At 41.4% G+C, this 13708-nt stretch carries 11 protein-coding genes; 2 read left to right on the plus strand and 9 right to left on the minus strand.

Annotated elements, in window-relative coordinates; translation table 11 throughout:
* Positions 1–490: 490 nt before the first annotated feature.
* Complete coding sequence (locus V7149_RS07620; RefSeq protein WP_335345053.1) at positions 491–2092, minus strand: FMN-binding glutamate synthase family protein; 1602 nt, start codon at positions 2090–2092, stop codon at positions 491–493.
* Positions 2093–2224: 132 nt separating this feature from the next.
* Between V7149_RS07620 and V7149_RS07625 the strand changes: the two genes are divergently transcribed.
* Positions 2225–3859, plus strand: a complete 1635-nt coding sequence (locus V7149_RS07625) for an acetolactate synthase large subunit (RefSeq protein ID WP_335345054.1) — start codon at positions 2225–2227, stop codon at positions 3857–3859.
* A 12-nt stretch (positions 3860–3871) separates the two neighbouring features.
* Entirely contained in the window at positions 3872–5308 is a 1437-nt protein-coding gene (locus V7149_RS07630) for an aldehyde dehydrogenase family protein (RefSeq protein ID WP_335345055.1), read from the plus strand.
* Positions 5309–5623: 315 nt separating this feature from the next.
* On the opposite strand, the gene rlmH is transcribed toward V7149_RS07630, so the two are convergent.
* The 8 genes from rlmH to yycF form a co-directional block, all read right to left on the minus strand.
* Positions 5624–6103 (minus strand): 23S rRNA (pseudouridine(1915)-N(3))-methyltransferase RlmH, encoded by a 480-nt coding sequence (gene rlmH / locus V7149_RS07635; protein WP_335345056.1) that lies wholly within the window; start codon positions 6101–6103, stop codon positions 5624–5626.
* 80 nt (positions 6104–6183) lie between these two features.
* A complete protein-coding gene (locus V7149_RS07640; RefSeq protein WP_438824096.1) occupies positions 6184–6369 on the minus strand; it encodes a CxxH/CxxC protein in 186 nt (61 codons plus the stop codon).
* A 220-nt stretch (positions 6370–6589) separates the two neighbouring features.
* Positions 6590–7828 (minus strand): S1C family serine protease, encoded by a 1239-nt coding sequence (locus V7149_RS07645; protein ID WP_335345057.1) that lies wholly within the window; start codon positions 7826–7828, stop codon positions 6590–6592.
* Positions 7829–8083: 255 nt separating this feature from the next.
* Positions 8084–8872: an MBL fold metallo-hydrolase gene (locus V7149_RS07650; protein ID WP_335345058.1), complete on the minus strand. Its 789-nt coding sequence runs from the start codon at positions 8870–8872 to the stop codon at positions 8084–8086.
* 6 nt (positions 8873–8878) lie between these two features.
* The gene (locus V7149_RS07655) at positions 8879–9682 is read right to left on the minus strand and encodes a two-component system regulatory protein YycI (protein ID WP_335345059.1); all 804 of its coding nucleotides are present in this window, start codon (positions 9680–9682) and stop codon (positions 8879–8881) included.
* Positions 9669–10991, minus strand: a complete 1323-nt coding sequence (locus V7149_RS07660) for a YycH family regulatory protein (RefSeq protein WP_335345060.1) — start codon at positions 10989–10991, stop codon at positions 9669–9671. The genes V7149_RS07655 and V7149_RS07660 overlap by 14 nt, the downstream gene beginning before the upstream one ends.
* Entirely contained in the window at positions 10988–12820 is a 1833-nt protein-coding gene (gene walK, locus V7149_RS07665) for a cell wall metabolism sensor histidine kinase WalK (protein WP_335345061.1), read from the minus strand. Before walK ends, V7149_RS07660 begins: the two co-directional genes overlap by 4 nt.
* Before the next feature lie 9 nt (positions 12821–12829).
* Positions 12830–13540 carry a response regulator YycF gene (gene yycF, locus V7149_RS07670; RefSeq protein ID WP_335345062.1) on the minus strand — a complete coding sequence of 237 codons (711 nt, stop codon included), beginning with the start codon at positions 13538–13540 and terminating at the stop codon, positions 12830–12832.
* Between the last annotated feature and the right edge of the window lie 168 nt (positions 13541–13708).

The raw sequence follows: 13708 nt of genomic DNA on the forward strand, positions 1-13708 counted from the left end.
TCTCAGCATCATGTGAAAAAATTCAACTAGCCTCAAAATAAAATAAATATATGATTCATTTTAGTATATAAATTCAAGACCACCTAAAACATTGTAAAATTTACGTTTTGGTGGTCCTTTTAAAAAACCGCACCTACTTACGGTACGGTTCACCGCAACGCATCAAAATGAGGTTCTCTTGGATTTCAAAAAGAATGCTAAAATTAAAGCGCCTAAAACCCGTTCATCTCACTTCCTTTTAAATAAGAATTCTTGTCCTTAATTAAGTAAAGTAAAATAAGGGGAGATTTTCCGATTATGCAAAGAAAATCCCCCATTTTCACGTTTTTCGAGTCAATAGGCGGAATCTATCCGTCTATTTAAGCGATTTTTGACTATTTACCTGATCGGGTACTTAACATGATCCCCCAACCGATAAGAGCGGATACTCTTGACCCCAGATGCAGGAATCAACATCTCAAAATTCGGGGAGGGACAGGCACGGACAGTTTTACCCAGCATCCACTTGTTCCTGGATTTCTTTTAAAATTCTTTCAAGTGATGTCACGACGCCTTTTTCGTCTTTGTAGCTGATATGTTTCGGCCGGAAATGAATGGGAGAGTCAATGCCCGCCGCTGCTGAAATTCGAAACAATCCCTGTCTTAGGGTAACTAGGTAATTTACTACCCGAAATTTCTTTTCATCAATGACAAGTGCCTTTTGGAGATTAGGGTCTGTTGTCGCAACGCCGACTGGACAGGCGTTTGAATTGCATTTCAAGGTTTGGATACATCCAACCGTGATCATAAATCCACGCGCGATGTTGACTAGGTCAGCCCCCATAGCCAGAGCGATGGCTATTCGGTCAGGGGTGAATAGCTTGCCAGAGGCAATGATTTTGACCCGGTCACGGACCCCATATTTTTTTAGAGTGGCGACTAAAATGGGCAGGGCTGATTTAATAGGCAAGCCCACAGTGTCTATTAATTCCTGATAGGATGCCCCCGTACCTCCTTCACCGCCGTCAACCGTTATAAAATCAGGTCCTTTTCCGGTATCGCGCATATACTTGGCTAATTCTTCGACGCTGTCATTCCCACCAACCACAATCTTCATTCCTACAGGCTTGCCGGTATGTTCACGTATTTTTTCAATAAATTCGCACAGTGAACCCACATCGCTAAATTGGTGAAAGCGGTTTGGACTATCAACGGATTTCCATGCCTCTACCTTGCGAATCTCCGCGATTTCCGGAGTTACTTTTTCACCGTCAATATGGCCGCCACGTGTTTTGGCTCCTTGAGCAAGTTTAAGTTCAAAGGCTTTTACTTGGGGGATTTCACTTTTCCTCTTCAACTCGTCCCAATCAACCTCGCCATTTTTATCTCGAATCCCAAATAGGCCTGGGCCAATCTGCATGATGATATCGACCCCTCCTTCTAAATGATAAGGGGATAATCCACCTTCACCGGTATTCATCCACGCGCCTTTTGCCAATGCCAATCCTTTTGATAAGGCAGTAATGGCACTTTTTCCAAGTGCTCCATAACTCATTGCCGACATGCCGATAAGGCCTTTCAGAACAAATGGAAATTTGGTGTCCGGGCCAATGACGACGGCATCATCATCATGCAATAACTGGGCGAGCGAGTCCTCGTCCTCCCATTTTTCCTCACGTTGGGAAAAAAGCGGGTCCTTCAATAGGATGTATCGTTTCGTAAACACTTTTGTTTCACGGTCCATTTTTATTTCTTCGGCAAGTCTAGGGAACATCGCGTTGCGGATATAGAGACCTTCCTCATCAAAATCCCGTTTTGATCCAAATGCAACGACATCCCTTTTGTATTTAGCACTTTTCACAATATGCTCATATTCGTCGCGTGAAAATGGCTTCCCTTCCGTATCACTGTTGAACAAATATTGGCGAAATTCCGGACCTATTTTTTCTAAAAAATAACGCATCCTGCCAAGCGCGGGATAGTTGCGTAAAATCGAGTGGGCCTTTTGATTACGGTCAAATATGTATAAGTAAACAAGAAAAATAATAATCCCGAGAAGAATAAGCGCTCCTAATCCTATTACTATAACAATCAAAATATTTGCGATATACATCTGAATCCAGCCCCTTAAAAAGACATATGGGCTTAATTTATACAGGTTTTAAAAGTTTATACATTCCTACATATTTCTTCCATTGCGAGGGAAAATAAGCAAACGAAAAAATTAGGAAATGGGGGCGATGAATTGAAAGCTTCGGATTTATTTGTGAAATGTTTAGAGAATGAAGGGGTTAAATACATATTTGGGATCCCCGGCGAGGAGAACACTGATTTCGTTGATTCTCTGATTGAGTCAGATATTGAACTAATCCTGGTTCATCATGAACAGGCGGCCGCATTTATGGCTGATGTATATGGCCGCTTAACCGGTAAACCCGGTGTTTGCTTAGCCACACTTGGGCCGGGTGCAACCAATTTACTAACCGGAATCGGGGATGCCTTTCTTGACCATGCACCACTTGTCGCCATCACAGGTCAAGCGAGTTTGGAGAGAATCCATAAAGAATCCCATCAATATGTAGATATTGTCGGTGTTTTTGATAAAATCACCAAATGGAATCAACAAATCCGGGTAGCCCACACGATTCCGGAAATCGTCCGTAAAGCATTTAAACAAGCCGTACTGGAGAAACCTGGCGCTGTTCATATTGAGCTTCCTGAGGATATCGCCATGCAAGAAACGGAAGGAAAGCCACTTCCAGTATCGCAAAAGCCATCTTCCAGTCCTTCAAGAAGTTCTTTGAACAAAGCAGCCGAGGCAATAAACCGTTCGAAAAAGCCAATTATTTTAGCAGGAAACGGCGTGATTCGCGATGAGGCTGCCGTAGAGTTAAGACAGTTTGCCGAAGCAAAAAATATTCCGGTCGTAAACACCTTTATGGCGAAAGGCGTTCTGCCAGCCAATCATCCTTTAACACTATATACAGTAGGAATGCAAGCCAAAGACTATGTTCTTTGCGGATTTGATCAAGCGGATTTAATTATTACGGTTGGCTATGATTTTGTAGAATACTTACCAAAATATTGGAATGACGAGGCCGGGAACAGAATTGTTCATATTGACAGCCTTCCAGCGGAGGTCGATGCCTACTATCCACTTGAAGCTGAATTAGTTGGGAATGTGAAGGAAGCACTAGAGGCGTTAAGCCCTTTGGTTGAAAAGAAAGAACTGTGGCCGGCAGTTGTGAAGTTAAAGGAGCAGCTGGTGGAAAAATTGCATGCTTCCGATGAGCTGTCAGGAAGCCCCGTGAAACCACAGCGAATCATTGCCGATATAAAAAAAGCAGAAAAAGGCGAAGCCATTATTATTTCAGATGTTGGGGCCCATAAATTGTGGATTGCCCGCTTGTATCAGCCTGAAAAGCCAAATCATACGATTATCTCAAATGGCTGGGCAACGATGGGTATTGCCGTACCTGGAGCTATTGCCGCGAAACTTGCCCATCCGGAAAAACCAGTAATTGCGGTAACGGGTGATGGTGGTTTCCTCATGAATGGGGTCGAGCTTGCAACAGCCAAACGGCTAGGACTAGCGTTTGTGGTCATTATTTTTCATGATTCGAAATTTGGCTTAATCGAATGGAAACAGCTGAATAAATTTAATCGGTCAGCGAATATTGAATTTACAGATCCAAACTTTTTAGATTTTGCCAAAAGCTTTGGGGTAAAAGGGATGAAAGTGACTCATTCTGATGAATTGCTTCCCATGCTTGAAAAAGCACTATCGAGTAACGAAATTGTGCTGATTGATGTGGATGTTGATTATTCGGAGAATGTCAAGTTATCAAAAACACTTGGTGATTATATTTGTAAATTATAGGAGGTTTATCAGGTGAAAAAGAAATGGCAATTGTGGATTGGCGGAAAATGGCGAGAAGCAAAAACGTATGAACCTTTATATAGTCCCCATACAAATGAGTTTCTTTCAGATATTGGCCAGGCAGAGCCAGCCGATGCCATAGAGGCGATTGTCGAGGCAAATGCGGCTTTTCAAAAATTTAGGAACTATCCGGCGCATGCCCGTGCCAAAATTTTAGCAAAAGTCGCCGACATCCTGGAGGAACGAAGCTTGGAATGTGCGGAAATCATGGCGCTAGAGGGTGCAAAATCCATCCGTAATGCTCGCGAGGAAATAAATCGCACAGTGCAAACCTATCGTTTCGCAGCAGAAGCCGCCAAGAGTAATTACGGGGAACAAATTCCGATGGATGCAGCTGAAGGCGGGGAAAACCGCTTTGGATTTACGATTCGCACGCCAATTGGTGTGGTGACGGCTATTACCCCGTTCAATTTTCCGTTTAATCTTGTTGCCCACAAGGTCGGGCCGGCCATTGCTGCAGGGAATGCGATCGTGTTGAAACCAGCCGAACAAACGCCGATTTCTTCTTTATTTTTAGCAGAGGCTTTTAAAGAAGCGGGGCTGCCGGACGGAGTGCTAAACATTATTCCGGGCAAGGGAGATGTTTTAAGTGAGGCATTAACCACACATCCCTATGTAAAAAAGGTGACATTTACGGGGAGTGTGGAAGTCGGTCATATCATTCAGCAGCAGGCCGGGTTTCGCAAACTCACACTTGAACTTGGGTCTAATTCACCATTTATCATCGACGAAGGTGTCGATATTGACCAATTGATCGAGCGATCGGTCATGGGGGCTTTTTCCTATAATGGCCAAGTGTGTATTTCAATTCAGAGGATTTATGTCCATCAATCCTTATACGGCGAATTCTTGGAGCGATTCGTCAGCAGAACGAAGCAACTGGTGATTGGTTCACCACTGGATGAAAAGACGAATATCACCGCGGTTATTTCGAAAAAGTCTTTAGATCGTCTACAGAGCTGGATCAATGAAGCCGTTCAGGAAGGCGCGAAAATCGAATGCGGTGGAACGGTGGAAGGCAATGTTTTGGCACCAACGGTTCTAACCAATGTGAACCGTGATTCAAAAGTGTCTCGTTTTGAAGTTTTCGGACCAGTCGTTTGTATTGCACCGTTTGATACCCTGGACAATGCAATAGCCGAAGCAAACGATTCCCGCTACGGTTTGAATTCCGGAATCATCACGCCAAGCATTGAACGTGCCTTCTATGCGGCCACCCGCTTGGAAACAGGCGGTGTCATTGTGAACGACATTCCCACCTACAGAATCGACAATATGCCCTATGGCGGCTGGAAAGACAGTGGCGTAGGCAGAGAAGGCGTTAAATATGCCATGCGCGAAATGATGGAAGAAAAATTCATCAGCTTAAAATTCAGCGACAACAATTAAACCGGGGAAGGTTCGAAACAAGCTATAACCTTTCTACCTGGGCTTTTCTAAAAACATATTAAAAAATTCAGGCTAACACTCCGCATGACTTTTTCTATATATATACCAACATGTAGCTTAATCAAGCTTTCAAGCACTCTTCAACCATGGTGCATTTCAGCATTAAGGGTTCCGTTTTGAGGTGCTTTTCTTAAAATACGTGCCGAAATGGCAGTCGTATTGGCATCGTTTTTGGTATATAAAAAAGTAAGACTCGCCAAGCATGGCGAGTTTCTTTATTAGGAATACAAAAACCTTATTTATATAAAACCGCACTTACTTATGATACGGTTCCCCCCGATTTATCCGAAAAGCCCGATAAACCTGTTCCACTAAAACCAACCTCATCAACTGATGCGGAAACGTCATCTTTGAAAAACTCAATTTCTCATTAGCCCGCTTCAACACATCCTCACTCAACCCCAGCGATCCGCCAATTACAAACGCCACCTTACTCTTCCCATATGTAGCAAGCTTGTCCAACGTGTCAGCAAGCTCCTCCGATGATTTCATCTTCCCTTCAATCGCAAGAGCAATCACATGGGCATCCGGATTAATTTTGGCTAGAATCCGCTCGCCTTCCTTTTGCTTCACCTGCAGCATTTCAGTCTCACTCAACTCTTCTGGTGCCTTTTCATCTGGAACTTCAATAATATCCATTTTGGCATAAGCAGATAATCGCTTTAGATATTCATCGATTCCCTGTTTTAAATACTTCTCTTTTAATTTTCCAACGGTAACTATCGAGATATTCACAAGTCATCCTCACTTTACAAACAAGATATCAACAGGAGTTATCCACATATCCACATTTTCTATCCACATATTGTGTGAGATCATTCGTTCGCCACAAGATATATTGCCTGATTTCGACAATATTCACAGGGTGTTGATAACTTTTTCTCGTCTGAAATTTTCGTTAACATTGGAAAGGTCTCATACTCATCAACGATTGTATCTATTGCTATATCAACATGTTCGTCACAGCTGTATATGATTTGCTCGTTTTCTTTCATGCTCATTCCACCTAGTTTCTAAAATTGTATTGTGGATAATTTAAAATCCACATCGTTTTTCAGTTATCCACATTTCATCTTAACAAAACAAAAACAAATGTGAAAGCACCCACATTTTTTATATAGCCAGACCTGCAAAAAGTTATTCACAGTTTAAGCCTTCTTTCAAATTCAAAAAAACAGGAGAGCAATTATCGCTCCCCTGTCTCAAATCCTATTCACTTATTTAAAACGTTTCCCCACTCAGTTTCACCGTTACTTCCTGAAGCTTTCCATCGCGGTAGAATTTCACTTTCATTTGGTCGCCGACTTTCTTTTTATTGTAAAGGTGCTTTCGAAGGTCTACGACATCTTTGATTTGTTCTCCATCCATTTCAACGATTACATCGAGCTCCTGCAATCCCGCTTGTGCAGCTGGTGAGTTTGGCACAACTTGCCTTAAAGCAACACCATAGTTCACGTCTCTTGGCAGCTTCAATGCCTCCTGCTGATAGTAAGATGGGATTTCGTTAACGGATTTTAAATCTACACCCATATATGGTCTTTTGACATCGCCGAATTTTTCAAGATCATTAATAATCGGAAGTGCGGAGTTGATTGGGATCGCTAAGCCAATTCCTTCAACTGCACTCTGGGCTATTTTCATGGAGTTAATTCCAATGACCTGCCCTTTAATATTGACTAAGGCTCCGCCACTGTTACCAGGGTTAATCGCTGCATCTGTTTGAAGTACTTCGGCATTCCAGTCAATGACGCCATCACGGTTAATATCTACTGGAATGGTCCGCTCTAATCCGGAGATAATCCCTTGTGTCACTGACCCAGAAAAGGTTGGACCCAGCGGATTTCCAATGGCGATCACCGGTTCTCCCGCTTTTAAGGAATCGGAATTTCCGAACTCGGCAATGGCTTTTACGTCCTTCGCATCAATTTCCAGGACAGCAAGATCCGTCCAAATATCACTGCCTCGAAGCTCGGCTGGAACCTTCGTCCCATCCGCTAGTGTAACCTCTAGCTTACTAGCATTCTCCACTACATGATGATTCGTGACAACAAAAGCTTTATTTCCGGACTTTTTATAAATGACGCCTGACCCTGTTCCAGCAGGCTCTTCCACGTTTCCACCGTTGCTGCCTTCACCCCAGAAGCTTGTTGATTGAATATTGGATACCCCAACAACCGCATCCCCTGCTTTATCTACCGCTTTTGTTACGTCTGAAACTACATTCAATGAAACATTTTCAGTAGGAATATTTGCGTTGTTATTAGATGCAGCACTCTCTTCTAACTGCGCATCTGGCTGAACAGAATAAGGCAATACATTAAAATCAGCTAATTTCGGGATGGCAATAAGTACAAGAATGGCACCTAGAATTGCCCCGACAAGACTTGCTAAAAAATAGCCGCCCCTATTTCCCTTTTGCTTCTTATACCGGTTTTGATAATCTTGATCATAATAACCCACACTGGACCATTCCTTTCCTTTATTTCATTTAGAAACTTCTTACAAGCTCTATTTAAAAGGTGTCAAATATAAGTGCTAAGTTCTATTCTTCCACCTTATTTATTATTATACTCGCCTCTTTTTAAGAATCTATTGAAATGCTGGTCAAATCAGCAATCTTACGAGTTTGTTCATAAGTTAGAACCATTTTTTTAATAATAAAAAGGAGCAGGAAGCCCCTCACAAGAGGCTCCCCACTCCTTTCCTACATCCACCTTAAACTGCCGTCAGTGCTGTCGGTGTCTTTGGATCTGTATCATACAGCTCAAACTGCTCTCCCACAATAATGCCTCTGCTTTCAAGCGTCTGCGTTACTGACATTCTTGCTAGTTCCTTAATATTATTATCCTGGCTTAAGTGTGCCAGATAAAAGCGCTTTGTCCGATCACCGGCCACTTCACTCATTGCGATCGCCGCATCCTCATTGGATACATGTCCGACATCACTGAGAATTCGTCTTTTAATGCTCCATGGATATCGGCCCATCCGCAGCATTTGAACATCATGGTTGCTTTCAAACACATACGCGTCCGCATTAGATATGAGCCCCTTCATTCGATCACTTACATACCCTGTATCCGTAATCAAAACGAGCTTTTTCCCAGAATGGTGGAACACATAAAACATCGGATCTGCGGCATCATGTGAAACCCCAAAAGATTCAATATCTAATGAACCAAATGATTTAACCGTCTCCATGGAAAAAGTAAATTTCTGCTCCACAGGGACCTGTCCTATTAAACCATCCATTGCATTCCATGTCTTTTCATTTGCATAGACGGGTAATTTATATTTTCTTGCGAGTATCCCGACACCTTTAATATGATCACTATGTTCATGTGTTACTAAGATGCCAGAGAGCTTCCCCATATCCCGGTCAATCTTTTGAAACAAGGCTTCCATTTGCTTTCCGCTCAAGCCCGCATCGACAAGAAACGAATGATCCTCAGTCTCGACAAAGATCGCATTCCCCGTACTACCACTCGCGAGTACGCTGAATCGCATATTCTCTCACTCCACTATATTTTTATCTTCGTTGTTTAATTGGATGATCTGCCCTTCAAAGGCGTGAACAAATACATCTTCTTTATCATTAATCACAAACCGCCATGCAGGAGTCAGTACCTGTGACGTGCTTGTTTGAACAAAGTTGAAATAGCCAAGCTCCACATTTGTAATCTTACTCTTTGGCTTTAAGGAGCCATTTTCATATAGCGTTTCAATCGCCTTCAAGGGCTGGATAATCTTCTGTTCTTCTGATAGTTCTTCAATTTCCTCTAGCATGGATTGCTGATAGGTCACAATATCATTCTCTTCATTTAAATAAATAGTTAGCTCGCCGCTCATATTATGATAGAAAACCTTATCATCGAATTGTTGGTAATACGTAATCGCATTCTCTTCCTTCTTCCAAAAACGATATTGATCCCCATACAAAACATTATTTTTGACAAATGAATTTATTTCTGCCGTATCCAATTTATCACTAAGCTCATATGGCTTATCAAGAACAAACTTTAGCACATTGCCTGTATTGACTTGCAGTCTCTGCCCCTTTAGCTTCGTTCTCTCTAATGATTCAATTTCATCATTATTGAAGTTTTTCGGCTTTGCACTTAAATACGTATCTTTTGCATAGTTTTTTGGGAGCTCAACATACTCGATTTCGTCTGCCTTTAATCGCTTTTCAAAGGAAGTTTCTGTACTATACTCATACTGGCTGGAGTCGTTTAGCTTAAAAAACTCATACATTAAATAGATATCCAAGACGAGGAAGGTTAATATGAAAATGGTTTTGATTCTACTCCAATCCACGATTAGCCCCTCCCATTGTCTCATCAATGGATAACTGATTCCAGGAACCATTATATTTATAGAACCAGCTGGGCTCTAAATACACTAGCCTTGAATCCTTTTCCATCGCATAGCCGAGCATCATATCCTGCAGATGAGCCAGTTCAATTCCTTTCAATTCCAATAACCCAAGGGCCTCTTGTCCTGATGGAAGATTAACTTCAGTCGCTTCCATTCTGAGCCCAATTAAAAAGTTACTCCTGAAATACTTATAGATTTCACTTTGGCCCCAAGTTTCGCGAATTTCTGAAATTCCGCTGCCTTCACTAAAAATAGGATATCCTTTGTCATCATAAATACGGAACAATACCTGGCGGCTCGTTTCGTCCATTTCAACAAAACGGTAATTATCGGTCCAGCCCCCATGATCATTGACAAAATCAATACTCCTTTTCAGAAGGCTTTTTGAAGTCAATTGGCTTTCGCTGCCTCCTACTGGATTCACATATGAGAGTGTATTTCGATCGTTATTCACACGCATTAAGCTTGAGCCATTTGTGTATTCCTCTCCAGATTGCTGAAAGCTCTTCTTGACGACAGTAGGATCCTTAAACAAAGCATTCTTGAACTTTTCTGACTCTAAAGGAGTCGATAAAAACTGATATTGAAGCATTTTAGGCGCATCCTCTGGCAGGTAAATAACCCGATTGCTAGAAACCTTAAACAGAAAGTACTTAGCATAATGAAGGCTATATTCGGCATTATTAAAAAAGCCATTATAAAAACTTTGCACGAAGGATGCAGGCACTTGGCTTCGGAAAGCCTGGCCCTTTTCAGATGAGATGAAATAGACAAATCCTTGATCCTTTTGAATTCCCTCAGTATCAATAACAATTCGGTCAAAATAAAAATCTGGGATCTTTTTTTCCTTCATATCAATGATTGTTCGGTAAAAATCAATTGGTATCGAATCCGGAAAAAGAATGACTGCATTTCCGGAATTATGAATGAATGATGGGTAATTCTTTATTTCACTAGTGACATTTATAAAATCTGTAAAATTCCATCTGCTAATTTCAGAAATGATCTTATCAATTTCACCCGCATCTGTCGTCCCAAAATGCTTTTCCTTCGTATAATGGTAGATCACTCTGTCTGGCTTAACAATCTCTTCGGCATCCTTTTTCTCACTGATGGCGACTTCTTGAACTGTTTTTGTTTTTTTCATCGTTTCTAAGTTTGGCTGATATGTCCAGATGCTCCATGTTAATAGCACACTAAAGCATACTAAAATGACTAATATGAGTGATTTAATATTTTCATATGTCATTCCCAATCATCCTCTTCAGTACGATCATATGGCAGGCTGAACGAAATGGTTGTTCCTTTTCCTTCTTTACTTGTCGCCCATATTTCCCCGCCGTGTGCTTCTACCATTTCTTTAGCGATTGCAAGCCCTAATCCAGTGCCTCCAAGTTTTCTCGTTCTAGCCTTATCCACCCGGTAAAATCGTTCAAAGATCTTATTGATATTTTCCTTCGGTATCCCTACTCCCTGGTCAGAAACACTAATAACGACAAATTCATTCTGTTCCTCAAGCCTAAAGGTTATTTTTCCACCCTCTGGGGAGTATTTAAGAGCATTCGAAATGATATTATCAATAACCTGCGTTAGTTTGTCTCCATCCATTTCAACGAACGCTGAATGGTCGGGGAGTTTTCTTTCAAAAGTAACATTCTGCTGTTTCGATAATTCAAAACGGTCGATAATTCGATTATAGAACCTAATAACATCTATCCATTCCTTCTTCAAGCTTAATTCCCGGCTGTCCATTTTTGAAAGCTGAAGCAGATCATTAACAAGGCGAATCATTCGCTCTGTCTCCGTCTGAGTTACATCTAAGAATTTCGGAGCAATTTCTTCATCCTGCCAAGCCCCTTCTGCCAAGGCCTCTAAATAACTTCTCATTGTTGTTAGTGGCGTTCTCAGCTCATGGGAAACATTTGCAACAAATTCCCGGCGCTCCATATCAATCTTTTCCTGCTCCGTAATATCATGGAGAACAGTAATGAGTCCATTAACAAATCCCGTTTCCTTCTGAATGACAGAAACATTAGCTCTCAGGATTAATGTATTTGAAGGCTTGCTATAGTCCAAAATGATTGAATCCCGTTCAGATAGCAATTCATCAAATGTATAATCTTCATCAAGACCAAGAAGTGAAACAATCGGCATCGATAAAACTGTTTCACGTGAAACATTCAGCATGTCGGCAGCAGGTTCATTGATTAAAATAACCCTTCCTTTTCGATCTGTTGCAATCACTCCGTCTGTCATATAGGAGAGTACAGATGACAGCTTGCGTCTTTCCCCCTCAGTTGTAGCCTGAGCTTCCTGCAATTTTTTCGTTAAATTGTTAAAGGTCATGGCTAGCTGGCCAATTTCATCATTGCCATATATTTTAACTTTACGGGAGAAGTTTCCCTTCGCCATAGCAAGAGCCTGTCTTCTCATATCTGACATTGGCCGTGTAATGGTTTGAGTTAGAAGGACACCCAAAATCGCTGTAATGGCAAGGGCAATTGCTGTACCGGAAATAAAGATACTGTTAATTTGCCGCATCTGCTCGAATACATTTTCTATTTTTGCAACGAGGTAGATGGCTCCTCTTACCTCGCCATTATGCTTAATCGGTGTAACTAAAACCCAGATTCGATTGTCCGTTTGGGAATCAATAAGCTCGTCACTTGCCTGTTGAGAGGTGGCAAGCGTCATTCTTATTAATGTATCAGTATCTCTTTGCCCGACAACGCCTTGGTTATCAGGGTCAGAGGTTCCCAGGATTTTTAACGTATCCCCCTCAATAACCCTAACCTCAGTAATGTCTTCCGAATTATAATCTCTTAACAGCCGGTAAACATCTTCCTCTAGGGTCGGACCCTCCTCATCGGGCAAGCGCTCCTTCGTCATCTGCTCCTCCAGATAATAAGCAAGCAGATTTACACGATCCTGGATGGTTGTTTTAAAATTATCCTTAAGTGTGGATTCTAATTGTCTAACAAAGTAAACGCCAATAATTTGCATGGCAATCAATATGAGCAACACATAGATGATGACAAACTTAAGATGAATAGAACGAAAAAAGCCTACCTTTTTCATTGAATGTCCTTACTCCTGTTCAGGGTTTCGTAAATAGTACCCAACTCCCCTTCTTGTCACAATCCAGGTTGGATGACTTGGGTTATCCTCAATTTTCTCTCGGAGTCTTCGAACAGTTACGTCAACTGTCCGAACATCCCCGAAATAATCATAACCCCAAACTGTCTGAAGAAGATGCTCACGGGTCATGACTTGTCCAATATGCTTTGCCAAGTAATGAAGAAGCTCAAACTCACGGTGAGTCAGTTCAATGGTTTCTCCTCTTTTTGACACAATATAAGCATCTGGATGAATGATTAAGGTGCCGACCGTAATTTCATTCGTCTCATCCTCTTCATTCGCATTGGCAGCCATATGCTGATGCCTTCTCAAATTCGCTTTGATACGGGCAATTAACTCTCTTGTACTGAACGGCTTTGTCACATAGTCATCTGCCCCAAGCTCAAGACCGATAACCTTATCAATTTCAGAATCCTTTGCTGTCAGCATTATGATGGGCATATCGTATTTTTTCCTTACTTCCCGGCAAACCTCAATTCCATCTCTCTGCGGAAGCATAATATCAAGAAGAATAAGGTCTGGTTTAATTTCTTCCACTTTTTCGAGAGCGTCATTTCCATCATACGAACAAAATACTTCAAAGCCTTCTTTTTTTAAGTTAAATTGCAATATGTCAGCAATCGGCTTCTCGTCATCAACTACTAGAATTTTTCTTTCCATGTAATTCTCCTTTTCATGAAGATTGATTTATTTTGATTGATAGATTTTGTTTATTATCATTCAATTTTACTTTAACATGTTATAAATGTGAATTCATCTATTAAGAAAAAACGTTGTATTCTCTAGGATGTCAGAGGCAGGGCTGGATAATTATTAAATAGTTACCAT

It is taken from the genome of Bacillus sp. JJ1503 (assembly GCF_036965125.1).
GTDB lineage: Bacteria > Bacillota > Bacilli > Bacillales > Cytobacillaceae > Cytobacillus.